This window comes from Streptomyces chryseus (genome assembly GCF_014650755.1).
Taxonomy (GTDB): Bacteria; Actinomycetota; Actinomycetes; order Streptomycetales; family Streptomycetaceae; genus Streptomyces; species Streptomyces chryseus.
In genome coordinates this window covers 103,339-125,155 of the sequence record NZ_BMVO01000017.1, presented here as the reverse complement: position 1 = coordinate 125,155, position 21,817 = coordinate 103,339, and the positions used below count along the sequence as shown (strand labels likewise).

Genomic DNA, 21,817 nt, shown 5'->3' with positions numbered 1-21,817 from the left:
GCCGGGGGTGCGAAGAGCCCGGCCGGACCAGGGGCGACGTCGTCAGCACAGCGTCCGCTCCCCGGCCCGTGCGCCGGCCAGCGCCTCCGCCCGCAGGGCCGCCGCCCGGCGCAGCGCGGCCACCGCCGGGTCGGCCGGGTCGCCCGCCGCGCCCTCGGCCGCCGCCAGGACCTCACCGATCGTGGTCAGGCCGCCGAGCTCACCGCGCACGCTGCGCCCCAGCGCCTCCACGGCGCCCGCCGCCCGCGCCTTCTGGCGGCAGTGGAAGGCGAGCTCGCACGCGGCCAGGCATTCGGGGGCGTACGCCGCGTCGACCGATTCGACCGCGGCGGCCAGTTCCTCGGCGGGGCGCTCCACGTCGAAGGTCGTGCCCTCGGGCAGCGCGGCCGCGAGGTCTTCGAGGCGTGTGAGGCGCTCCAGCTGGCGCCGGGTCACCGCACGCTGCTTGCGCACGTCGACGACCGACGCCGCCGGCAGGTTCGAGAAGTCCTTGGGGCACACCAGCAGCACCGTGTGTCCGACCCGCGCGTCCGGCACCTTCGCGGCCACCCGCTCCAGCGCCAGGACGTACACCGCCGCCTGACGGGCCGCCGCGCCGACCTTCGCCGCGTCCGCCGAGTCGTCGATCATGGGGAAGGACTTGATCTCGACGACGCTCCAGTGGCCGTCGGGGCGCACCACGACCGCGTCCGGCTCCAGGTACGCGGGGGAGCCCGCCACCTCCAGGGCCAGCATCGGGTGGTCCAGCAGTGTCCACGCGCCGGCCGCCGTCGCCTCGCGCAGCGCCAGCGCCGTACGGGCCGCCCGGCCCTCCGGGCCCGCCGCCGCCAGGTCCGGTACGAGCGTCTCGCCCGGCACGGGCGGCTCGCACCCGGCGCCGCCCATCCGTTCGTACAGCAGCCGCATCAGCTCCGTCCCGCCGTCGGCCTTGACCCGGGCCTCGAAGGCATTGCCCCGCATGAAGGCGAACTGGGACTGGCCGAACGCGGAGGGCGACCCGAGCGCCGTCGCCAGCGCCGCCTTGTTCACCCCCGCGCCGTCGAGCAGCGCCCGGCGCCCGCACCCGGGGTTCGCGGCGAGCGCCGCCAGCGCACGCGCGTCCAGGGGCAGTGGCGCGACCGACGGGCCGCGCAGCTCAGCGAGCCGCTGCCGGAGCGCCGTCGCCGGCACCGGCCGCCGCGTCGGAGCCGTCGCCTGCGAGGGCACGCGCGGAGGTGTGGGGTCGGGTCCGCTGCCCGGGGATTCGCTCACCCTCGGAAGTCTCGCATCCGGCACTGACAACGCCGTCGGCGTTCACCGGCTCCGCGGGGTCCGGCAGGGGCTTCGGGCGCTTCGTGACCCGGTCGACCAGTCGTATGAAGGGCCTGGTCAGGGCCAGTCCGAGGCCCATCACGGCGGCTCCCGCGACCGCGTCGAGGAAGTAGTGGTTGGCCGTCCCCATCACCACGAAAGTGGTCAGCAGGGGGTAGGCGACACCGAGCCACTTCATCAGCGGCGTACGCCCGTGCCGCCACAGCATCACCCCGCACCACAGCGACCACCCGACGTGCAGGCTCGGCATCGCCGCGTACTGGTTGGTCATGCCGCCGAGCCCGCGCGGCGCGCTCGCCTCGCTGCCCCACCAGCCGTACACGCTGTACTGCGCCATCGTGTCGACGAAGCCGTGACCGGCGTCGAGGAGGCGCGGCGGACAGGTCGGCAGGAACGTGAAGCCGACCAGGCCGAGGAGGGTGGACAGCATCAGCCAGGTCCGCGCGGCGCGGTAGCCGGCGGGGCGCCGGCGGAACAGCCAGATCAGGATCGCGGGCGTGACGAGGTAGTGCAGTGAGGCGTACGCGAAGTCGGCGGGTATCCCGAGCCAGGCGTGTTCCGTGAACAGCCGGTTGAGGGGGTGCTCGGCGTTGAGACGCAGGAGCTTCTCGGCGCGCAGGATCGCCAGACCGTGCTCGACGGCCGCCGCCTCGCCACCGCGTACGAGCAGCCGGCCGCCGCTGTAGGCGGCGTAGACCACCACGACGAGCAGCAGCTCGGTCCACCAGCGGGGCCTCGGGCGGGGCGCGGTGTCCTGCATCCGGTCGCTCTCCATTTGTCTGATGTGCGGCCTACGGGCTGACTGGCCACCCTTTCAACCGTACGGTGTACGAGAACAGGTGTGCGCACCGGGTGCGCGAGTAGGTTGACGTGGAAATCGCCCCGGAGGTTGCCCGCCCGTCCGGTGCGCGATGATGGTGCGGACGGCGCGGTCCGCCCGTGAACCGCTCCGTACGAGACCCGCAGCACGCCCCCTTCGCACCGTCCAGGGAGACATCGTCATGGCACCGCGCATCCTGCTGGCCCGGCACGGACAGACGGAATGGTCCCTGTCCGGGAGGCACACCGGCAGGACCGACATCCCCCTGCTGGACGAGGGCCGCCGCGGCGCGAAGCTGCTCGGCGAGCGTCTGCACCGGGCGCCGCTCGACGGCCTCCCGGACGCCGAGGTGCGCACGAGCCCCCTCCGGCGGGCGAGCGAGACCTGCGCGATCGCCGGGTTCGGCGACCGCGCGCAGGAGTGGGACGCGCTGATGGAGTGGGACTACGGGGCGTACGAGGGCCTGACGCCCCCCGAGATCAAGCAGCGGCAGGCCGACTGGTTCATCTGGCGCGACGGGGTGCCGGACGGCGAGACCCTTCAGCAGCTCTCGGACCGCGCGGACGAGGTCATCGCCTGGGCGCACTCGGCCGACCGCGACGCCCTGATCTTCGCGCACGGCCACATCCTGCGGGCGCTCGGTGCCCGCTGGCTCGGCCTGGACGTGTCGTTCGCCGCCCGCATCCGGCTGGACCCGACGTCCCTGTCGGTCCTCGGGTGGGCGTACGGCGACCCGGCGATCGAGCGCTGGAACGACACCGGCCACCTCGCGGGCTGACCCGCGCCCGGCCCGGTCCCGCCCGCTCCCTTCCCCCGGGTCGGCTCACCCGCCCCGCAGCCGGGGCGGGGGGTCACGCGCTGCTGCGCGAGGTGTCCGCGTGCCGGGTCAGGAACGGGGACACCGACGGCGACCGGCGGTGCGGCAGCAGGACGCGGGTCGTCTCCGACAGCATCGTCCGTACGCGCGACGACTGGACCTCCTCCAGCAGGTCCAGCACGCCCTCGCCCACCGCCGCCGCCTCGTCCGGAGCCCCGGCGCGGGCCAGGTCGTCGGCGAGTTCCGCGCTGTAGAGGGCCAGATTCCGGGTGAAGTGGGGGTCCTGGAGGGCCGCCGCGCGCCGGGCGTGCCGCGCCGCGCGCGCCCAGTCGCCCAGCGCGGACCAGCACTGCGCCTCCAGGCCCTCCAGTTCCGCCTCCCCGAAGAAGCTCATCCACTCGGGATCGGCCTCTTTGGTGCCGCGCTCGAAGAGGGCCTTGGCGCAGGCGAGCGCCTGTTCGCAGCCCGAACGGTCACCGAGCCCGGCCCAGCCGCCGGCCTCGCGCAGGGTGAGCAGCGACAGCAGCCGGGGCGACGCCACCAGCCGCGCCGCGCGCTGCCCGGCCTGGGCCGCCCGCACCGCCTCGCGCGGCCGTCCGGTGTCGCGCGCGAGGAACGCCGAGTTACTGAACGCGTGCGCCTCCAGAGCCGGGTCACCGGCCACCCGGGCCGTCGCCAGCGCCTCCGCGTAGTGCGAGCGGGCGTCGTCGAAGCGGCCCGAGTCGTGCGCGAGCCAGCCCACCGAGAGGGCCAGCTCGCCGGCGCCGGTGTGCAGCCGGTCGGCCATGGACCCGCGGGACGTCGTACTCGCGTCGAGCAGGGCGTAGGCGGTGCGCAGCGGCTGTCCGGCCCGTTTGTAGAGGCCGTCGGCGCCGTGCCGGTCGTCGAGCAGCCGGATCTGGCGCACCGCGTCCTCCACGGCGCTCACCTCGGCCTCGCCGACCCGGCGGTACGTGCCCGGCGTACCGGACACGTCCGCGACGGGCGCGCGGGCGGTGGCGGAGGCTCCCGGCGCGGTGCCGAGACCCAGGGATGCGGCCGCCATCGTGGCGGTGCCGCTCGTCATGAACGCGCGACGCAGCACGTCGCTCTCCTCGTCGCTGTGGATAGGGGTCGTGGTGGTGCGCGCCCCCCTGCCACGTACCGTTTCGCGGGCCGAGAAGCCCAGGTCCGCCAGCGTCAGACCGGGGAACATGTACAGGAAGACGCGCTCGTACGCGTAGTTGGGACAGCGGATCTCGCCGGCCTCGACGCGCCCGATGTAGCGGGCGTCGCATGCGACCTGTTCACCGATCTCACGCGCCGCCCTGCGGACGGCGGCGGCGAATTCGGCCGGTGAACGAGACCCTCGCAGTCGGCGGAAGTCGTTGTTCGGCATGGCCAAGACCTCCCGCAAGGTTCGCGTGCTTCGGCGGAGCAAAAACGTACCGGCTGTGACGACGCGAACACGCGGGGTTTCGCTACAAACGGGGTATCTCACCCACGATCTGCCATGAACTGCCATCCTTTGCGGCGGCGCGGCGCCGTAGCCGTTGACAGCGCCGCGCGTTGAACCATGAGGAGTGGGAGCGCGGCTCCCACTCGAGCGAGGAGGGGTTCCCTTGTTGGAGGCCGACATGCAGATCAGCGGCGCACGGACGGGCTCACGGGCAGGATCACGGTCAACGGCTCAGCACCGGCCCAGCCAGGACTTCAGCGCCGTACCCCCTCCCGCCGAGCACGCGGGCGCCGAGCCGTGCGACCTGGTGACCGTGCCGGTGCGCCAGGGCCTCGAAGCGGTGGACATCCTCCGCCGGGCCGCCGCCCCCGCCGTCGGCCCCGTCCTGCACGACGGGTCCTGCGCCACTCTCGGCTTCCTGGTGCCCCCCGGCACCGCCGACGGCTGGGACCTGCCGGGCAGCGCCTGCACGCGGACCTCCGGGCGCGGCCTGCGCATCCCGGCCGTCCTGGCCGGCGACATCGGGGCGGACGCCCCGCGGCTGGTCCCGGAGCCGCCGGTCACCGGGACCGGCTGGCTGCTGCCGCCGACCGACACCGGCCCGGTCACCGACCCGGCCGTGCTCAGAGCCGCGCTCGGCGAGGCGGCCCGGCTCATCGAAGCGGCCGACCGCGTGCGCTGAGGCCCCACCGGAGAGCGCGGGGATCCGCGCGGCCGATACTGGCTGCGTGGCAAAGACCAACAAGCGGCGCGAACGCGCCGCCCCCGAGCCCGTCGTCGCACAGGTCGACGGCGGATTCGCCGAGCTGATACCCGACCGGGACCGCCCGCGCGCCTGGACCCTCCTGATCGACGGCGCCCCGCAGTCCCACGTGGACCTGGACGACCCGTCCCACCTCGACTTCGCGTACCAGCGCAGGCTCGGCCACATCATCGACCTCACCGCCCCGCCGGGACAGCCCGTCCACGTCCTGCACCTGGGCGGAGGAGCCTTCACCCTGGCCCGGTACGCCGCCGCCACCCGGCCCCGCTCCACCCAGCAGATCGTGGAGCTGGACGCGGCGCTCGTCCAGTTCGTGCGCAGGGAACTCCCGCTGGACGCCCAGGCCCGGGTGCGGGTCCGCTCCCTCGACGCCCGCGCCGGCCTCGGCAAGGTCCCGGACGGCTGGGCGGACCTGGTCGTCGCGGACGTGTTCGGCGGCGCCCGTACGCCCGGACACCTCACCAGCGCCGAATTCCTCGCCGACGTACGCAGGGCGCTCAAGCCCGGGGGTTTCTACGCCGCCAACCTCGCGGACGGCCCGCCGCTCACCTACCTGCGCGGCCAGATCGCCACCGCGGGGAGTGTCTGGCCCGAGCTCGCCCTGGCCGCGGACCCGGCCGTGCTGCGCGGCCGCCGCTTCGGCAACGCGGTGCTGCTGGCGTCGGACCGTACGCTGCCGCTCGCCGAGTGGACCCGGCGCATCGCGACCGACCCGCACCCGGGGCGGGTGGAACACGGCCGGGGGCTGGCCGACTTCACCGGGGGCGCGGCCGTCGTCACCGACGCGAGCGCGCGGCCCTCGCCGCAGCCGCCGCCGTCCGCCTTCCACTGACGCGAACGGTCAGGACTCCACGATCTCGACCTTCGGCGCGTGGTCGTGCCAGGTGCAGAAGACCGAGACGTTCGCCGTGCCCGCCCTGAACTCGACGCGGATCCAGTTCGGGTCCTTCCAGACCTGCATCGACCAGCCGGTGGCCGGCGTCGCCGAGACCAGCGTGGCGGAGGTGTCACCGAGGTCGAACGTGACCCGGCCGCCGTCGGTGCTGTAGCTCTTGACCTGGCCGTTCGCGCCCGCCGCAGTGCTCGGCCGGGCCCCGGGGCCCGACGGGCCGCCGGGCGGGTCCGGCGTACTGCTCGGGGGAGGGCTGCTCCGGCCGGCCGGGCTGCGGGCGGGCGACTTCGCACGCTCGGGCGGCGCGGACGCCTTCTCGTCGCCGTCGCCACCGGGCCGCCGCGTCGACGACGCCTGCGGCTTCGCGCCCTGGGCGGATCCGCTCTTCGCGGGCAGGTCGGTCGGGATCGGAAGCGCCTGCGGAGGGTCGTACGCCGTCCCCGACATGACCGTGTGCACGCCCCACCACGACAGCGTGACCGCCGCGCCCGTGGCGAGCGACCACGCGACGGCGTGTACGAATCCTCGTTGCATCGGGGCCATACTGCACCACCCGCCCCACCCCCGTCCCAGGGGGACCGGCATCCCCCGTATGGCGTACGGTGCCGCCCATGGCAAGTGTGCTCGTGGTCGAGGACGACCAGTTCGTACGTTCCGCCCTCATCCGGCACCTGACCGAAGCCACCCACACGGTGCGCAGCGTCGGTACGGCACTGGAGGCGCTGCGGGAGGTCGCCCATTTCCGTTTCGACGTGGTGGTGCTCGACCTCGGTCTGCCCGACCTCGACGGGTCTGAGGCGCTCAAGATGCTGCGCGGCATCACCGACGTACCCGTGATCATCGCCACCGCGCGTGACGACGAGGCGGAGATCGTACGGCTGCTCAACGACGGCGCCGACGACTACCTCGTCAAGCCCTTCTCGGTCGAGCACCTGTCCGCCCGCATGGCCGCCGTGCTGCGGCGCGCCCGCGCCGTCGCGGGGGCCGAGCCGCCGTCCCGGGTGATCCGCGTCGGCGGTCTGTCGATCGACCCGCTGCGCAGGCAGGCGGAGCTGGACGGGGCGCGGCTCGACCTGACGCGCCGGGAGTTCGACCTGCTCGCCTTCCTCGCGGGGCGGCCCGGGGTCGTCGTGGCGCGCAAGGAACTGCTCGCCGAGGTGTGGCAGCAGAGCTACGGCGACGACCAGACCATCGACGTGCACCTGTCCTGGCTGCGGCGCAAGCTCGGCGAGACGGCGGCCAGCCCCCGCTACCTGCACACCCTGCGCGGCGTCGGCGTGAAGCTGGAGCCGCCGCGATGAGGTGGGCGCTGGTCAAGGTGAGCCTGGCCGTCACGGCGATGGTCGTGGTGGCCTTCGCCGTACCGCTCGGACTCGTCATCAAGGAGATGGCGAGGGACCGGGCCTTCTCCAACGCCGAACGCTGGGCCGCCACCATCGGCCCCACTCTCTCCATCACCACCGACCGCGACTCGCTCGACCGGGCCGTGCAGACGACCGAGGTGGGTATCGAGGGCCGCATGGCCGTGCACGTCCCGGCCTCCGGCGAGCGGGGCAGTCTGCCGTTGGAGATCGGGCGGCGGCGGGCGGCGCAGCAGGACCTGGAGACCACACGGCGGATCGGCCGCGCCTCGATCTCGGAGGTGACGGGCGGCTTCGCGCTGCTCCAGCCCACTGCCGTCGCCAGCGGGAAGATCGCCGTCGTCGAGGTCTTCGTGCCCGAGGGCGACGTCAGCAACGGCGTGGCCACGGCCTGGCTCGTGCTGGCGGGCGTCGGGATCGCCCTGATCGTGGGCTCGGTGGCGGTCGCGGACCGGCTGGGCGTACGGATGGTCCAGCCCGCCCAGCGGCTCGCGGGCGCCGCGCACGACCTGGGGGAGGGGCGCCTGGGCGTCCGCGTCCCCGAGGAGGGGCCGACCGAACTGCGGTCCGCCGCCGTCGCGTTCAACTCGATGGCCGACCAGGTGGTCCAGCTCCTCGCCAACGAGCGCGAGCTGGCCGCCGACCTCTCCCACCGGCTGCGCACGCCGTTGACGGTGCTGCGCCTGAACGCCGCGTCGCTGGGCGAGGGCCCGGCCGCCGAGCAGACCAGGGCGGCGGTCGAGCAGCTGGAGCGCGAGGTCGACACCATCATCCGTACGGCGCGCGACCAGCGGTCCCAGACGCAGGGAGCCGTCGGCCCGGGCCCCGGCGCGGGCTGCGACGTGTCCGAAGTCGTACGCGAACGCATGGACTTCTGGTCGGCGCTGGCGGAGGACGAGGGCCGGAAGGTGCGGCTCGCGGGCGTCGAGCGTCCGGTGCGCATCCCGGTCGCCCGGCCCGAACTGGCCGCCGCGCTCGACGCGCTGCTGGGCAACGTCTTCCGCCACACCCCGGTGGGCACGGCGTTCTCGGTGGACGTGCACAACGGCGACGACGCCGTCATCGTCCTCGTCTCGGACGCGGGCCCCGGCATCTCCGACCCGCAGGCGGCGCTGGTGCGCGGCAACAGCGGTGGCAGGGACGGGTCCACGGGCCTCGGCCTGGACATCGTGCGCCGGGTCGCGGAGTCGACGGGCGGCGACGTACGCATCGGGCACTCGGTGCTCGGCGGTACGGAGGTCCGTATCTGGATCGGGCTGGGGCTCGACGGGCGGCGTGCGGCGGGGGACCGGGGCGGTCACCGGCTGGGGCGGCGCAAGCGCGGAACCGGGGCGGGAAAGCGGGCCGCGGACGTGAAGCTTTAACGGGCCCCCATGCCTTCCTTAACCGCGCCCTAAGATCCGCGACCCCCGCACCGAACCGGGCATTTGTCCGTTTCGGTCTCGCTAGCGTGCTGCCGCACCCCTACGGCGTGTCCCCCCACGCCGTACCCCCGGGGCCGTCCCCCCGGGTCCCCGTCACGCAGAGGCAGGCACGCGATGAGCAGCATGACGCACCGGCGCAGGGCGAGCGGCAGGGCCAAGGTGCTCGGCGCGGTCGTCGCCGCGGCGGTGACCGGGGGCGCGGTGTTCGCGGTCACCGGGACGGCGCAGGCCGCCTCGGTCGGCGCGGCCTACACCCGCACCAGCGGCTGGAACGGCGGATACACCGGCCAGTACGTCGTCACCAACGACACCGACCGGGCCCGGTCGGACTGGACGCTCGAATTCGACCTGCCGGCGGGCACGAGGATCGGCTCCCTGTGGAACGCCGAGCACACGGTCGACGGCCGCCGTGTGACGGTCCGGCCCGCGAGCTGGACCGGGAACCTGGCGCCCGGCGCGTCGGTGACCGTCGGCTTCGTCGCCTCGGCCGACGGGCAGGGCGCGGCCGGTGACCCCACCGGCTGCCTGATCGACGACGTGCGGTGCTCGGCCGACCCCGGCGCCACACCCCGGCCGAGCGGCCGGCCCACCGGGAGCCCGACGCCGGCCGGCTCCGCGCCCCCCTCGCAGAAGCCCACGAGCGTGGCCCCCACGACCGCCCGCCCGACGAGCGCGGCCCCGACGACGGCTCCGTCGGCGACGTCCGCCCCCACGACCGCTCCGCCGGCGGCCACGGGCGCGAAGTTCGCGCCGTACGTCGACACGTCGCTGCAACCGGCGTACGACCTGGTCGGCACGGCCGCCAGGACGGGCGTGAAGGAGTTCAACCTGGCCTTCATCACCTCGGGCGGCGGCTGCGCCCCGCTGTGGGGCGGTGTGACCGGTCTGGCCGACGACAAGGTCGCCGGGCAGATCGGGGCGCTGCGCGCCAAGGGCGGCGACGTACGGGTGTCGTTCGGCGGCGCGGCGGGCAGTGAGCTCGCGCTCAACTGCGTCTCGGCCGACGAGCTGGCGGCGGCGTACGGCAAGGTCGTGGACGCGTACAAGCTCACCAAGGTCGACTTCGACGTCGAGGGCGCGGCGCTCCCGGACACGGGAGCGAACGCGCGGCGGGCGAAGGCGATCGCGCAGCTGCAGAAGAAACACCCGGGCCTGGACGTGTCGTTCACGCTGCCGGTGATGCCCGAGGGGCTGACCCAGCCGGGCGTCGACCTGCTCGCCGACGCCCGGAGGAACGGTGTCAGGATCAGCGCGGTCGACATCATGGCGATGGACTACGGGCCGGCGTACAGCGGCGACATGGGCACGTACGCCGTCCAGGCGGCGACGGCGACGCAGGCCCAGCTCAAGGGTGTGCTCGGGCTGTCGGACGCGGAGGCGTGGAGGACGGTCGCCGTCACCCCGATGATCGGCGTCAACGACGTCACCACGGAGATCTTCACGGTCGGCGACGCGACGCAGCTGGTGGAGTTCGCCCGGCAGAAGGGCATCGCCTGGCTGTCCATGTGGTCCTCGACCCGCGACAAGCAGTGCCCGGGCGGGGCGCGGGGCACGGCCGACGCGACGTGCAGCTCGGTCCTCCAGGAGCCGCTCGCCTTCACGAAGGCGTTCGCGGCGTACGAGTAACGGGCCGCCGCACCGCCACGAGACCGCCACCCCCCGGGCGCGCCCCGGCCGGATCCCCACACGGCCGGGGCGCGCCGCCCCTTCGTCGGCCGCCCGCACGGACGGTCGACGAGATGTTGCCGCCCCGACGGCCCGAGGTGAGGCTGGGCGGGACGGCACCGGGCCCCGGTGTGCGCGGGCGGACCGCGCCGGCCCTGCTGTGCCGAAGGAGCGAACGCCATGAGGGTCATGCTGCACGCCCACATCGACACCGAGGCCGGCAACGAGGCGATCCGCAACGGCACGTTGCCGCAGATGATGAGCAAGGTGACCGAACAGCTCAAGCCCGAGGCCGCCTACTTCTTCCCCAGCATGGGCCGGCGGTCCTGCATGTTCTTCTTCGACATGCAGGACAGCTCGCAGCTGCCTCCCGTGGCGGAGACGTTCTTCATGGAACTCGGCGCGGAGGTCGAGATCCTGCCGGTGATGAACGCCGACGACCTCAAGAAGGGCCTGCAGACCCTGGCGTCCCGGGGCAACGCCTGACCCGTCCCGGCCGGGCGCCGTACGGAGCTATCCCGCGACGTTCGCGTAGACGCGGGTCGCGAACTCGGCGATCTGTTCGTCACTGAGGTTCTTCGCGAGGTTCGCCTCGGTGATCATGCCGACCAGTTGGTGACCGCCCTGGACGTCGATGACCGGGAGGCGCTTGATCTGGTGCGTCTCCATGCTTTCGAGCGCCTGGTTGGCGTCCGCGTCGGCGTCGATCCAATGCACGTGTCCGCCCAGCGTGCCGGCCTGGACCGTGGCCGGTTCCACGCCCTCGGCGCAGCACTTCACGACGATGTCGCGGTCGGTGATCAGGCCGGTGAGCCTGTTGTCGTCGCCGCAGATCGGCAGACAACCGACGTTGAGGTCGCGCATCATCTGCGCCGCGTCGAACAGCGACTGGTGCGCGCCGACGCACTGAACCCCGCTCGTCATGATGTCGCGGGCCTTGAGCTGCTTGTTCGTGGCCATAACTGTGGATCCTCCCGCGATCGGGATGTTCTCTTGTCCTCCATCGATGACACCACGGATGGCCTACCGCCGCCCCTCAGGAGCCGGCGGGCACGGCGTAGTCCCCGAAGCCGACCCAGTCGAGAAAGACGCAGGCTTCGTCGCCGAGCACCCAGGCGTCGTGGCCGGGCGCGATGGTGATGAAGTCGCCGGGTCCCGCCTCCACGCTGTCGCCGTCGTCCATGACGATCTTCATCCGGCCGCTCACGACGTATCCGGTGTGGGCGGCCTGGCAGCTGTCGGTGCCGGCGATGGGCTTGAGGTGCTGGGTCCACTGCCAGCCCGGCTCGAAGACCGCGCGGCCCACCGGGCCACGGTCGGTGTGGAGCAGGTCGAGCCGGCCTTTGCCGTCCTCGAACGGCCTGGTCTCGTCTGCGGAGTCGAAGTTCTTGCACACAATCGCGGCCATGATCATCCGCCTCCCGGCGGGCTCGTCGCGTTCCCCGAGTCCTCTTCCAGGCTACCGCCGGGCAGACGCGGGTCAGTCCTCGGAGGCGCTGTCCTGGAGGAAGCGCTCCACCTCGCTGGCCACACCGGAGCGCGCCGTCGACGTGCGGGGACCGGCGCCCGTGGAGCCCTCGTGGACTCCGAGGCCGCCGACCCACACGTATCCGAACGACGGCTCCTCGTCGATCTTCGGACCGACCTGGATGCTCAGGTCCTTGAGCCGGGCGGCGGGCGCGGCGGCATAGAGCGTGGCCGTCACGCGGCGCTGCGGATAGAGGGTGAAGTCGCGGATCCTGTCGGCGGCGTACTCGTCGACGAAGGCGCCGTGCCCCTCGCGTCCCACACGCACCTCGTAGTGCTCGGGATGCGAGTGGAAGTCGATCGAGAAGAACGTGGCGCCGCGGTTCTCGAACGTCACGTGGAAGCGGACGTACGTCATGCCCTTCGCGTCGTCATGACGGCCGCGCGGCGGCACGGCCCTGCGGAGCCCGTGCACGCGCACCCGCAACCCGGCCCACTCCTCGGACCGGTACTCCTGCCAGTCCCCGACAACGTTCGGCACGTCCATGGTCCCCACCCCTTCGGCTGACGAAAGCCTAGAGGGAACCTTGATCACTGCACAGACCGCCGGACATCGGGCGGAGCGCTCGGGTCCGCATAAATGCCGCGTAGCCGGGGCGACCCGGGGCACCTGATGTCAGGTCAAGCGTTCAACCGACTACCGATGACCGAGAGTTGGGGTTGCATGTCCTGGTTGAGCAAGGGCCTCAGGACCGGAGCCGTCTCCATGGCGGGGGCCGTCGCCTGTACGGCGCTGGTGGCCTGCGGGAGCGACGGTTCGGACCCGGGCAGGAAGACGGCCGGCAGCGACAAGGCCGCGAAAAAGAGTCCGGGAGCCCAGGAGGACGGCACCGCGGCCGTACGGTCCGCGTACGACAGGACCGCCGAGGCGCAGACCGCGCGCATGAAGCTGACCACGCGGACGTCCGCGCAGGGCAGGTCCGTGTCCGCCGAGGGGCAGGGCGTCATCGACCTCGCCGAGGGCGACAGCGAGATGACCCTCACCGCCGGCGGCCAGAAGATCGAGCAGCGGGTCGTCGACGGCATCGTCTACCAGAAGCCGCCCAAGGAGCAGCAGGCGAAGGTGCCGGGCAAGAAGCCCTGGATCAAGATCGACCTGTAGAAGGCCGCCCAGCGCGGCGGCGGCAGCTCGCCGCAGGTGAACGACCCGGCCGAGTCCGCCGGCTTCGCGAAGGGCGTCACCGACAAGGACGTCAGGAAGATCGGCACGGAGCAGGTCGGCGGCACCGGCACGACCCGCTACCGCGTCACGATCGACGTCGACAAGCTCGCCGGTACGGGCGACCGGGCCAAGGCCGACCAGCTCAAGAAGCAGCTCGGCCCGACGCTGCCGATGGACGTCTGGCTGGACGACGACGGACGTATCCGCCGTCAGCAGATGGACCTGCGGGTGAAGGCGCCCGACGGCGCGGCGTCCGGCGGCCCGCAGCGGGCCGAGGTCCGGACCGTCATCGAGTACAGCGACTTCGGCGCCGAGCTGGACGTCGAGCCCCCGGCGGCCGGCCAGACCGCCGACATGACGGACAAGGCGACCCAGCAGCGGTAGCACACCAGCGCCGACCGGCCCCGCTCCGGCGCGGGCCGCCCCCGCGCCGCCGAGGATCCGCCGCATGCCCGGCGGGACGGACGGATCCTCGGCGGCGGTGAGCACCGGTCGCCCCGCCCCCTCGCGCTCAGTCCTCCAGCATCGGGTAGGGCAGTACGCCCGTCCTGGCCACCTGCCCGTACCAGTGCGCGCTGGACTTCGGAATGCGCTCCTGCGTCTCGTAGTCGACGTACACCGCGCCGAACCGCTTGCTGTAGCCGTACGCCCACTCGAAGTTGTCCATCAGCGACCACAGGAAGTACCCGCGCACCCCGGCGCCGTCCCGCATCGCCCGGCGCACCGCCGCCAGGTGGCCGTGCAGGTAGCGGATGCGGTCCGGGTCGTGGACCGCGCCGTCGTCGCCCGGCTTGTCGTCGTACGCCGCGCCGTTCTCGGTGACCAGCAGATCGGTGCCGGGCGCCTCTCGCGCGTACCGAACGAGCAGGTCGTACAGCCCGGTCGGGTCGACGGACCAGTCCATCGCGGTCAGTTCGCCCGGCGGCTGGTGGAACGTGACGCTCTCCGAGCCGGGCCACGGCGAGTGGTCGCTGGAGCCGTGGCCGTCGTGGCGGGAGCCGTCGCTGCCGGACGCCGCCGAGACCACCGCAGGCGCGTAGTAGTTGACGCCCAGGAAGTCGAGCCGCGCCTTGGCCGTCGCCGGGTCCGCGTCCCGTACGAACGACCAGTCCGTCAGGTGCGCCGTGTCCGCCAGCAGGTCGGCCGGGTAGGCGCCCCTCAGCATCGGGCCTGTGAAGATCCGGTTCGCCAGCGCGTCGATCCGGCGCCGCGCGTCCAGGTCGCCCTCCGACTCCGTCAGCGGTCTGACCGCGCTCGGGTTGAGGCTCACGCCGATCCGCGCCCGCGCCGGCAGCGCGGCCCGCAGCGCCTGTACGGCCAGGCCGTGCCCCAGGTTCAGGTGGTGGGCGGCGCGCAGGGCGGCCACCGGGTCGGTGCGGCCGGGCGCGTGCACCCCGGACCCGTACCCCAGGAACGCGCTGCACCAGGGCTCGTTGAGGGTGGTCCACAGCTCCACCCGGTCGCCCACGGCGTCCGCGACGAGCCGCGCGTACTCCGCGAAGCGGTACGCCGTGTCCCGCGCCGGCCACCCGCCCGCGTCCTCCAGCTCCTGCGGCAGGTCCCAGTGGTACAGGGTCAGGCTGGGCGTGATCCCGGCGGCCAGCAGCTCGTCCGTCAGCGCGCGGTAGAAGTCCAGGCCGCGCTCGACGGCCGGACCCCGGCCGGTGGGCTGGACGCGCGGCCACGACACCGAGAAGCGGTACGCGTTCAGCCCCAGGTCCGCCATCATCCGTACGTCGTCCCGCATCCGGTGGTAGTGGTCGACGGCCACGTCACCCGTGTCACCGCCCAGCACCTTTCCCGGCGTACGGCTGAAGGTGTCCCAGATCGACGGAGTGCGGCCGTCCTCGCGCGCGGCGCCCTCGATCTGGTAGGCGGCGGTCGCGGAGCCCCACAGGAATCCGGGCGGAAAGCTGTCCGTGCCTTCGGTCATGGGAACGCTCCTGGTGATGGGAGTGGAATAAGAAGAGGGACGTCAGCCCTTGACCGCGCCCTGCATGATGCCGCCGACGATCTGCCGCCCGAACAGCACGAAGGCCAGCAGCAGCGGCAGCGTGCCGAGCAGAGCGCCGGCCATGATGACCGACTGGTCGGGTACGAAGCCCTGGCCGAGGTTGGCGAGCGCCACCTGCACGGTCGGGTTGTCCTGGGTCAGCGCGATGATGGGCCAGAAGAAGTCGTTCCACGCGGCCACGAAGGTGAGCATGCCCAGCACCGCCATCGCGGGCCTGGCGGCGGGGAACACGATGTGCCAGATGATCCGCAGGCTGCTCGCCCCGTCGACCCGGGCCGCCTCGACCAGCTCGCTGGGCAGCGCCTGCACCAGGTACTGGCGCATGAAGAAGACCCCGAAGGCGCTGACGAGCGTCGGCAGGATGACGGCCTGGAGCTGGTCGGTCCACTGGAGCTCGGCGACCGTCATGAACAGTGGTACGACGCTGAGCTGCGGCGGCACCATCATCGTGGCCACGACCAGCAGCATCAGCACGTTCTTGAAGCGGAAGCGCAGCTTGGCGAAGGCGAAGCCGGCGAGGGTGGAGAAGAGCACCGTGCCCAGCGCGATGGTCCCGGCCACCACCGCCGTGTTGAGCAGCGCCAGCCCCATGTTGGCGTCGGTCCACGCGGTGTGGAGGTTCCTGAACAGGTTCCCGCCGAACCAGAACGGCGGCGGTGTCTGGGACAGCCGGGTGTTGTTGCGGGAGGCGGCGATCGCCGTCCACACGAGCGGGAACAGTGACCCGAGGGTGAAGACGATCAGGACGGCGTAGGTGAGGGGGCCGCCGTGCAGGTGGCGCCCGGCGCGAACGCGCAGGACCGGCCGGCGCGGCGTCGGCTTCGTCGGCTTCATTGGCTCTTCCTCAGGCGGCGCGCGATCAGCAGGTGGACGCCCGCCACGATCAGCAGGATCAGGAACATCGCCCAGGCGATCGCGGAGGCCCGCCCGAGGTGGAAGTTGAACCAGCCCTGTTCGTACAGGTAGAGGCCGAGCGTCTGGAACTGGTGGGACGCCCCGCCCTTCTGCCCGCCCGCCCCGCCGAACAGCAGCGGCTCACCGAACAGCTGGGTCGCGCCGATCGTCGAGACGACGACCGTGAAGAGGATCGTCGGCCGCAGCGAGGGGATGGTGACGTGCAGGAACTGCTGCCACCGGGTGGCCCCGTCCAGCGCCGCCGACTCGTACAGGTCGTTCGGCACCGCCTGCATCGCGGCCAGATAGATCAGCGCGTTGTACCCGGTCCACCGCCAGATGACGATGGTCGACACCGCGACCTGCGACGACAGCGTCCCGCTCTGCCAGTCGACCTTCCCGAGCCCCACCCCTTCGAGCGCCCAGTTGATCATTCCGTAGTCGCGCCCGAACAGCAGCACGAAGACGAGTGTCGCGGCCGCCACCGAGGTGGCGTACGGCGTGAGGATCGCGACCCGGAAGAAGGCCGAGGCGCGCAGCCGGTAGTTGAGCAGATGTGCGATGCCCAGCGCCATCAGCAGCTGGGGCACCGTCGACAGGACCCCGATGGTGAAGGTGTTGCGCAGCGCGTTCCAGAAGAACTCGTCCTCCAGGAGCCGCGTGTAGTTGTGCAGCCCCACCCACTCCATGTCGTTCGGCGCCGACAGCGACACGCGGTGCAGCGACGACCAGCCCGTATAGAGGAGGGGGAAGACCCCGAAGGCGGCGAAGAAGACGAAGAAGGGGGCGACGAAGGCGTACGGGCTGTACTTCGTGTCCCAGCGGTAGCGCCTGCTGCGCCACTTCCGGCGCCGGTCGCCGGCCGCGACCGGCCGCTCGACCGCCACCGCCGCCGCCGTCGGGCGGTCCGGGACCGCGTCCCCCGAGGAGGGGGACGCAGCCGGGCCGGACTGGTCGGTGTACGGACGCATCAGCCGTCCACCGCGTTGTCGATCTCCTTCAGGGCGGCCTTCCAGCCCTCCGCCGGGCTCTTGCCCTGCTGCTCCACCTGGAGGATGCCGACGTCACCGAAGGCGGTGCCGATCTGCTGGTCCTTCGGGCCGATCACGAGCGTCGGGATGCCCTTGGCCGCCTCGGCGAAGAGCTGCCCGGTCGGGGCGTCGCCGAAGTACGGGTTCTTCGCGCCGGAGACCGCGTCCATCTCGTACGCCGCCGGGGTGGACGGGAAGCTCGCCTGCTTGTCGAAGAGCTTCGCCTGCTGTTCGGGCGCGGTCAGCCAGGCGGCGAGCTTGATCGCCTCCGCCTTGTTCTTGCCGGCCTTCGGTACGCCGATGAACGAGCCGCCCCAGTTGGCGGGCTTGGGGGCCGCCGCGACGTCCCACTGGTCCTCGCCCGCCGTGCCCGCCTTCTCCTTGATGTACCCGAGCATCCACGGCGGGCAGGAGACGGTGGCGAAGGTGCCGTTCGCGTACGCCTGGTCCCACGCCTTGTCGAACTGCTTGAGCTTGGCGGTCAGTCCGCCCTCGGCGGCCTGCATGGCCAGGTCCCAGGCCGTCTTCACGGCGGGGCTGTCCTTGTGGATCAGCTCGCCCCCGGCGTCGTAGAACCGCTCCGCGTAACCGTTGTTGACGGCGGCGAAGAGACCGGCCGCCGAGTCGGTGAAGGCCGTGCCCTTGGGCCCCTTCGCCTTGTACTGCTTGCCGGCGTCGACGTACTTCTGCCAGTCGCCCGCCCACAGCTTGCCCACGGCCTCGCGGTCGGTCGGCAGTCCGGCCTTCTTGAACAGGTCCTTGCGGTAGCACAGGCCCATCGGTCCGATGTCGGTGCCGAGCGCGACGGTCCGCCCGTCCTTGGTGGACCCCTGCGCCCACTTCCAGTCCAGCCAGTTCGCCCGGTCGACGCCGGGCGCCTTCGACAGGTCCTCGAACTTGTCGGCCTGCGTGGTGACGATCTCGTTGATGTTCCCGACCTCTATGGCCTGGATGTCCTGGAGCCCGCTGTTCGCCGCGAGGTGGGTGAGCAGCTCCGGGTAGTACGTGTCGTTGCGTTCGGTCACGTCCTCCTTGATGACGATGTCCGGGTTCAGCTTCATGTACTCGTCGTACAGCCCGGCCTGCTTGTAGCCGAACACGCCGAAGGTGCCGATCTCCAGCGTGGTCTTGCCCTGGGCGTCCTTCTTGCCGCCGCCGGAGCCGCCGGTTCCCTCGTCGCTGTCCTCGGCGCAGCCGCCGAGCAGGCCCGCGCCGAGTGCGACCACGGCGGCGACGACCACCGCTCTGCGACGCGTTCGGGTACTGGTGCGCATTGCGTCCTCCTTGTGCCCTGACGTGCCGACCCCCCGGCCAACTGTGCTGATACGGCCCAGAGTTGTGCCTTCGGCCCGGGCGGGGAACGTGCGGGTTGTGTATGAGTCAGGTACTGTGGGAGCGCTCCCATGTGTGATGTGTTGAAGGTTCGCGGCTCCCCGCGGGGGTGTCAAGGTTTCGGACGGGGATTTCCCGTCCGAGACGGCCATGAGATATTGCGCAGCGCCGCACGGCGACCGGACGGGGTCCGGACGGGGCACAGTTTGGGGAGGTCGGGACATGGTGACGCACGGAATCCGGGGCCCGGGGGGCCGGAGCGGCGGGCGGCCGACCCTTGAAGAGGTGGCGGCACGCGCGGGGGTGGGCCGGGGCACCGTCTCCCGGGTCGTCAACGGCTCCCCGCGCGTCAGCCAGGAGACCCGCGCCGCCGTGGAGGCCGCCGTCGACGAGCTGGGGTACGTACCGAACCGTGCGGCCCGCGCCCTGGCCGCCAACCGCACGGACGCCATCGCGCTCGTCGTCCCGGAGGTCGAGTCCCGCTTCTTCGCCGAGCCGTACTTCTCCGACATCGTGCGCGGCGTCGGCGCCGCGCTCGACAGCACCGAGATGCAGCTCCTGCTCACCATCGTCGGCAACGACCGTGAGCGCAGCCGCCTCGCCCGCTACCTCGCGGGCAACCGTGTCGACGGTGTCCTGCTGGTGTCCGTGCACGCCGACGACCCACTGCCCGAGCTGCTGGTCCAGCTGGACATCCCGGTCGTCCTCAGCGGCCGCCGCTCCGCGGACGAGCCGCTCGCCTGGGTCGACGCGGACAACGTGGCGGGCGCGCGCGGAGCCGTGGCGCACCTGATATCCCGGGGCCGGCGCACGATAGGCACGATCACGGGGCTCCTCGACGTCTACGGCGCCCAGTGCCGCCTCGACGGCTACCGGCAGGCGCTCGTCGAGGCCGGCCTCGATGCCGACGAGGGGCTGGTGGCCCCCGCCGACTTCACCGAGGAGGGCGGCCGACGGGCCATGGAGGAGCTGCTGGACCGCCGCCCCGCGCTGGACGCGGTCTTCGTGGCCTCCGACGTGATGGCGGCGGGAGCCCGGCAGGTCCTGCGCGAGCGCGGGCGCACCGTCCCGGGGGACGTGGCGCTGGTCGGCTTCGACGACTCGGCCATCGCCCACCGGATGGACCCGCCGCTGACCAGCGTCCGCTGGCCCATCGAGGAGATGGGCCGGGAGATGACCCGGCTGCTGCTGGCCGAGATCGCGGACCGCCGCCCGGCGGGCGCCCCTGGAGACGACGACCGCCGCCGGATCGTGCTGCCGACGGAGCTGGTGCCCCGTACGTCGTCATGAGCGGCCGGGCAACGCATCGAGCCCCTGACCTGTTTCCAGGTCAGGGGCTCGGATCGATCAGGGTGAGTGACGGGACTTGAACCCGCGGCCACCTGGACCACAACCAGGTGCTCTACCAACTGAGCTACACCCACCGTGGCCGGTCGTTTCCGACCGGCTGAGAAAAAGTGTACAGGGTCCCAGAGGGTGCTCGCGCCCGGGTTTAACCGGGTCCCACCGGGCGGCTACTGCGCAGGCAGGACGTACTTCGCGGCGATTTTCTTCGCCGTTTCGGAGTCCGGCCCGGGCTGCGGCACGAAGACCGCTTCCCGGTAGTAGCGCAGCTCCGCGATGGAGTCCTTGATGTCGGCGAGCGCCCGGTGGTTGCCGTTCTTCTCCGGGCTGTTGAAGTACGCCCGCGGGAACCAGCGGCGGGCCAGCTCCTTGACCGACGAGACATCCACGATCCGGTAGTGGAGGTACGCCTCCAGCGTCGACATGTCACGCAGCAGGAAGCCGCGGTCGGTACCGACCGAGTTTCCGCACAGCGGGGCCTTGCCGGGCTCCTTCACGTGGGTGCGTACATAGGCCAGGACCTGCTCCTCGGCGTCGGCCAGCGACGTTCCGCCGGCCAGCTCGTCGAGGAGGCCCGAGGCGGTGTGCATCTGCCGCACCACCTCGGGCATGGTCTCCAGGGCCGCGTCCGGCGGGCGGATCACGATGTCCACCCCGTCGCCGAGCACGTTGAGCTCCGAGTCGGTGACCAGTGCGGCCACCTCAATGAGTGCGTCGTCCGTCAGCGAGAGCCCGGTCATCTCGCAGTCGATCCACACCATGCGATCGTTCATGTGTCTCACCCTACGGGGCGTTCCCGCTGGCCGGGGAGCGTCGGGCGGCCGGGGGTGTACACATCGGAGCTGGGCTTGCCCGGCTCCGCGGTCGCCGACGTGGTCGCCGTGGGGCCCGACTGCGTACTGGCCGCCGCCGTGCGCCGGGCCTGCTGCGGCATCGCTTCCGCGCCCTGACCGCCCCCGGACAGCCCGGACGGGCCCGCGTGGACCTCGCCCTGCGGACGCCGGGCCCGGTACGCGGCCCGGTACGCGGCCGGGGACGAGCCCAGCTGGCGCCGGAAATGCCCGCGCAGCGCGACCGGCGACCGGAAGCCGCACCGCCCCGCGACCTCGTCGACCGAGTAGTCCGACGTCTCCAGCAGACGCTGCGCCTGGAGCACCCGCTGAGTGATCAGCCACTGCAGGGGAGCGCTCCCGGTGAGCGAACGAAAGCGCCGGTCGAACGTGCGGCGGCTCATGTAGGCGCGCGCGGCCAGCGTCTCCACGTCGAACTGCTCGTGGAGGTGCTCCAGCGCCCAGGCGACGACCTCGGCCAGCGGGTCGGCGCCGATCTCCTCCGGTAAAGACCTGTCGAGATAGCGCTCCTGGCCGCCACTGCGGCGCGGTGGTACGACCAGCCTGCGGGCCAGCGCCCCGGCGGCCTCCGTGCCGTGGTCCGTACGCACGATGTGCAGGCACAGGTCGATTCCGGCCGCCGTGCCGGCCGACGTGAGGACGTCGCCGTCGTCGACGAAGAGCTCGCGCGGGTCGACGTGGACCGACGGATAGCGCTTGGCGAGCGTCGGCGCGTACATCCAGTGCGTGGTGGCCGGGCGGCCGTCGAGCAGCCCCGCCGCCGCCAGTACGAACGCGCCGGTGCACAGCCCGACGATGCGGGCGCCCTCCTCGTGCGCGCGGCGCAGTGCGTCGAGTGCCTCCGGCGGTGGTGGCGAGGTGATGGACCGCCACGCCGGTACGACGACGGTGCCGGCCCTGCTCATCGCCTCCAGGCCGTAGGGGGCGGTCAGTTCGAGCCCGCCCGTGGTGCGCAGCGGCCCGTCCTCGCCCGCGCACACCAGTAGCCGGTATCGGGGTACTCCTGCGTCCTGCCGGTCAATGCCGAACACAGAGAGTGGGATGGAGCTTTCGAAGATGGGGCCGCCACTGAAGAGCAGTACTGCGACGATCTCCCGGCGGCGGCGTCCGGAGAGCTTCCGTGCGGCCTCCGGTACGGCAGTGGAGTCCTGGCTCATGACGCTAAGCCCCC

Annotated in this window: 21 protein-coding genes, 1 tRNA gene and 1 pseudogene; 9 read left to right on the top strand and 14 right to left on the bottom strand. The window is 72.4% G+C overall.

Going from position 1 to position 21,817, the window contains the following annotated elements; genetic code table 11:
- Window positions 1–42: 42 nt before the first annotated feature.
- The gene (locus IE185_RS23315; protein WP_138897720.1) at window positions 43–1,251 is read right to left on the bottom strand and encodes a hypothetical protein; all 1,209 of its coding nucleotides are present in this window, start codon (window positions 1,249–1,251) and stop codon (window positions 43–45) included.
- The gene (locus IE185_RS23310) at window positions 1,136–2,086 is read right to left on the bottom strand and encodes a phosphatase PAP2 family protein (RefSeq protein ID WP_138897721.1); all 951 of its coding nucleotides are present in this window, start codon (window positions 2,084–2,086) and stop codon (window positions 1,136–1,138) included. The genes IE185_RS23315 and IE185_RS23310 overlap by 116 nt, the downstream gene beginning before the upstream one ends.
- Before the next feature lie 226 nt (window positions 2,087–2,312).
- Between IE185_RS23310 and IE185_RS23305 the strand changes: the two genes are divergently transcribed.
- Window positions 2,313–2,909 (top strand): histidine phosphatase family protein, encoded by a 597-nt coding sequence (locus tag IE185_RS23305; protein WP_138908359.1) that lies wholly within the window; start codon window positions 2,313–2,315, stop codon window positions 2,907–2,909.
- A gap of 73 nt (window positions 2,910–2,982) precedes the next feature.
- Here the strand turns inward: IE185_RS23305 and IE185_RS23300 are convergent, their stop codons facing one another.
- Window positions 2,983–4,326, bottom strand: a complete 1,344-nt coding sequence (locus IE185_RS23300) for an NsdA family TPR-like regulatory protein (protein WP_138898896.1) — start codon at window positions 4,324–4,326, stop codon at window positions 2,983–2,985.
- 238 nt (window positions 4,327–4,564) lie between these two features.
- On the opposite strand from IE185_RS23300, the gene IE185_RS23295 reads away from it, so the two are divergent.
- Window positions 4,565–5,068, top strand: coding sequence for a hypothetical protein (locus tag IE185_RS23295; RefSeq protein WP_138898897.1), 504 nt, complete (start codon window positions 4,565–4,567; stop codon window positions 5,066–5,068).
- Between the two features lie 46 nt (window positions 5,069–5,114).
- On the top strand, window positions 5,115–5,981 hold the full coding sequence (locus IE185_RS23290; RefSeq protein WP_138898895.1) for a spermidine synthase: 867 nt from the start codon (window positions 5,115–5,117) through the stop codon (window positions 5,979–5,981).
- Between the two features lie 9 nt (window positions 5,982–5,990).
- On the opposite strand, the gene IE185_RS23285 is transcribed toward IE185_RS23290, so the two are convergent.
- Window positions 5,991–6,575 (bottom strand): hypothetical protein, encoded by a 585-nt coding sequence (locus IE185_RS23285; RefSeq protein WP_189715894.1) that lies wholly within the window; start codon window positions 6,573–6,575, stop codon window positions 5,991–5,993.
- A gap of 77 nt (window positions 6,576–6,652) precedes the next feature.
- Here IE185_RS23285 and IE185_RS23280 point away from each other — a divergent pair, with 77 nt between their 5' ends.
- The 4 genes from IE185_RS23280 (at window position 6,653) to IE185_RS23265 (ending at window position 10,977) form a co-directional block, all read left to right on the top strand.
- Complete coding sequence (locus IE185_RS23280; protein WP_138908362.1) at window positions 6,653–7,342, top strand: response regulator transcription factor; 690 nt, start codon at window positions 6,653–6,655, stop codon at window positions 7,340–7,342.
- A complete protein-coding gene (locus IE185_RS23275) occupies window positions 7,339–8,766 on the top strand; it encodes a sensor histidine kinase (RefSeq protein WP_189715892.1) in 1,428 nt (475 codons plus the stop codon). Before IE185_RS23280 ends, IE185_RS23275 begins: the two co-directional genes overlap by 4 nt.
- Before the next feature lie 174 nt (window positions 8,767–8,940).
- A complete protein-coding gene (locus IE185_RS23270; RefSeq protein WP_189715890.1) occupies window positions 8,941–10,452 on the top strand; it encodes a cellulose binding domain-containing protein in 1,512 nt (503 codons plus the stop codon).
- A gap of 219 nt (window positions 10,453–10,671) precedes the next feature.
- The gene (locus tag IE185_RS23265; RefSeq protein WP_138897681.1) at window positions 10,672–10,977 is read left to right on the top strand and encodes a hypothetical protein; all 306 of its coding nucleotides are present in this window, start codon (window positions 10,672–10,674) and stop codon (window positions 10,975–10,977) included.
- Window positions 10,978–11,004: 27 nt separating this feature from the next.
- Here the strand turns inward: IE185_RS23265 and IE185_RS23260 are convergent, their stop codons facing one another.
- The 3 genes from IE185_RS23260 to IE185_RS23250 all read right to left on the bottom strand — a co-directional run bounded on the left by IE185_RS23260 (window position 11,005) and on the right by IE185_RS23250 (window position 12,505).
- On the bottom strand, window positions 11,005–11,451 hold the full coding sequence (locus IE185_RS23260) for a CBS domain-containing protein (protein ID WP_138897680.1): 447 nt from the start codon (window positions 11,449–11,451) through the stop codon (window positions 11,005–11,007).
- A 76-nt stretch (window positions 11,452–11,527) separates the two neighbouring features.
- Window positions 11,528–11,899, bottom strand: a complete 372-nt coding sequence (locus IE185_RS23255; protein WP_138897679.1) for a cupin domain-containing protein — start codon at window positions 11,897–11,899, stop codon at window positions 11,528–11,530.
- A 72-nt stretch (window positions 11,900–11,971) separates the two neighbouring features.
- Window positions 11,972–12,505 (bottom strand): hypothetical protein, encoded by a 534-nt coding sequence (locus tag IE185_RS23250; RefSeq protein WP_138897678.1) that lies wholly within the window; start codon window positions 12,503–12,505, stop codon window positions 11,972–11,974.
- Window positions 12,506–12,598: 93 nt separating this feature from the next.
- On the opposite strand from IE185_RS23250, the pseudogene IE185_RS34155 reads away from it, so the two are divergent.
- Window positions 12,599–13,564: pseudogene (locus IE185_RS34155) on the top strand (SCO4651 family lipoprotein).
- A gap of 127 nt (window positions 13,565–13,691) precedes the next feature.
- Here the strand turns inward: IE185_RS34155 and IE185_RS23240 are convergent.
- The 4 genes from IE185_RS23240 to IE185_RS23225 are packed head-to-tail and all read right to left on the bottom strand — an operon-like array spanning window position 13,692 to window position 18,393.
- A complete protein-coding gene (locus tag IE185_RS23240) occupies window positions 13,692–15,113 on the bottom strand; it encodes a GH1 family beta-glucosidase (protein ID WP_138897677.1) in 1,422 nt (473 codons plus the stop codon).
- A gap of 42 nt (window positions 15,114–15,155) precedes the next feature.
- A complete protein-coding gene (locus IE185_RS23235; protein WP_138897676.1) occupies window positions 15,156–16,028 on the bottom strand; it encodes a carbohydrate ABC transporter permease in 873 nt (290 codons plus the stop codon).
- Window positions 16,025–17,059, bottom strand: coding sequence for a carbohydrate ABC transporter permease (locus IE185_RS23230; RefSeq protein ID WP_189715888.1), 1,035 nt, complete (start codon window positions 17,057–17,059; stop codon window positions 16,025–16,027). The genes IE185_RS23235 and IE185_RS23230 overlap by 4 nt, the downstream gene beginning before the upstream one ends.
- A complete protein-coding gene (locus IE185_RS23225) occupies window positions 17,059–18,393 on the bottom strand; it encodes an ABC transporter substrate-binding protein (protein WP_138899212.1) in 1,335 nt (444 codons plus the stop codon). Before IE185_RS23225 ends, IE185_RS23230 begins: the two co-directional genes overlap by 1 nt.
- A 280-nt stretch (window positions 18,394–18,673) precedes the next feature.
- Here IE185_RS23225 and IE185_RS23220 point away from each other — a divergent pair, with 280 nt between their 5' ends.
- Window positions 18,674–19,741 carry a LacI family DNA-binding transcriptional regulator gene (locus IE185_RS23220; RefSeq protein ID WP_189715886.1) on the top strand — a complete coding sequence of 356 codons (1,068 nt, stop codon included), beginning with the start codon at window positions 18,674–18,676 and terminating at the stop codon, window positions 19,739–19,741.
- A 61-nt stretch (window positions 19,742–19,802) separates the two neighbouring features.
- Here IE185_RS23220 and IE185_RS23215 read toward each other — a convergent pair.
- The 3 genes from IE185_RS23215 to IE185_RS23205 all read right to left on the bottom strand — a co-directional run bounded on the left by IE185_RS23215 (window position 19,803) and on the right by IE185_RS23205 (window position 21,803).
- Window positions 19,803–19,875, bottom strand: a tRNA-His gene (locus IE185_RS23215).
- A gap of 90 nt (window positions 19,876–19,965) precedes the next feature.
- Window positions 19,966–20,568, bottom strand: a complete 603-nt coding sequence (orn, locus tag IE185_RS23210) for an oligoribonuclease (protein WP_138898914.1) — start codon at window positions 20,566–20,568, stop codon at window positions 19,966–19,968.
- 5 nt (window positions 20,569–20,573) lie between these two features.
- Window positions 20,574–21,803: a helix-turn-helix domain-containing protein gene (locus tag IE185_RS23205; RefSeq protein ID WP_138898913.1), complete on the bottom strand. Its 1,230-nt coding sequence runs from the start codon at window positions 21,801–21,803 to the stop codon at window positions 20,574–20,576.
- Window positions 21,804–21,817: the final 14 nt, after the last annotated feature.

Bases quoted from the DNA above. Each gene is read 5' to 3' on its own strand.
- IE185_RS23260 (WP_138897680.1), bottom strand. From the start codon at position 11,451: ATGGCCACGAACAAGCAGCTCAAGGCCCGCGACATCATGACGAGCGGG.
- IE185_RS23295 (WP_138898897.1), top strand. From the start codon at position 4,565: ATGCAGATCAGCGGCGCACGGACGGGCTCACGGGCAGGATCACGGTCA.
- orn (WP_138898914.1), bottom strand. From the start codon at position 20,568: ATGAACGATCGCATGGTGTGGATCGACTGCGAGATGACCGGGCTCTCG.
- IE185_RS23250 (WP_138897678.1), bottom strand. From the start codon at position 12,505: ATGGACGTGCCGAACGTTGTCGGGGACTGGCAGGAGTACCGGTCCGAG.
- IE185_RS23220 (WP_189715886.1), top strand. From the start codon at position 18,674: ATGGTGACGCACGGAATCCGGGGCCCGGGGGGCCGGAGCGGCGGGCGG.
- IE185_RS23255 (WP_138897679.1), bottom strand. From the start codon at position 11,899: ATGGCCGCGATTGTGTGCAAGAACTTCGACTCCGCAGACGAGACCAGG.
- IE185_RS23235 (WP_138897676.1), bottom strand. From the start codon at position 16,028: ATGAAGCCGACGAAGCCGACGCCGCGCCGGCCGGTCCTGCGCGTTCGC.
- IE185_RS23300 (WP_138898896.1), bottom strand. From the start codon at position 4,326: ATGCCGAACAACGACTTCCGCCGACTGCGAGGGTCTCGTTCACCGGCC.
- IE185_RS23280 (WP_138908362.1), top strand. From the start codon at position 6,653: ATGGCAAGTGTGCTCGTGGTCGAGGACGACCAGTTCGTACGTTCCGCC.
- IE185_RS23285 (WP_189715894.1), bottom strand. From the start codon at position 6,575: ATGCAACGAGGATTCGTACACGCCGTCGCGTGGTCGCTCGCCACGGGC.
- IE185_RS23265 (WP_138897681.1), top strand. From the start codon at position 10,672: ATGAGGGTCATGCTGCACGCCCACATCGACACCGAGGCCGGCAACGAG.
- IE185_RS23310 (WP_138897721.1), bottom strand. From the start codon at position 2,086: ATGGAGAGCGACCGGATGCAGGACACCGCGCCCCGCCCGAGGCCCCGC.
- IE185_RS23305 (WP_138908359.1), top strand. From the start codon at position 2,313: ATGGCACCGCGCATCCTGCTGGCCCGGCACGGACAGACGGAATGGTCC.
- IE185_RS23205 (WP_138898913.1), bottom strand. From the start codon at position 21,803: ATGAGCCAGGACTCCACTGCCGTACCGGAGGCCGCACGGAAGCTCTCC.
- IE185_RS23230 (WP_189715888.1), bottom strand. From the start codon at position 17,059: ATGCGTCCGTACACCGACCAGTCCGGCCCGGCTGCGTCCCCCTCCTCG.
- IE185_RS23270 (WP_189715890.1), top strand. From the start codon at position 8,941: ATGAGCAGCATGACGCACCGGCGCAGGGCGAGCGGCAGGGCCAAGGTG.
- IE185_RS23275 (WP_189715892.1), top strand. From the start codon at position 7,339: ATGAGGTGGGCGCTGGTCAAGGTGAGCCTGGCCGTCACGGCGATGGTC.
- IE185_RS23225 (WP_138899212.1), bottom strand. From the start codon at position 18,393: ATGCGCACCAGTACCCGAACGCGTCGCAGAGCGGTGGTCGTCGCCGCC.
- IE185_RS23240 (WP_138897677.1), bottom strand. From the start codon at position 15,113: ATGACCGAAGGCACGGACAGCTTTCCGCCCGGATTCCTGTGGGGCTCC.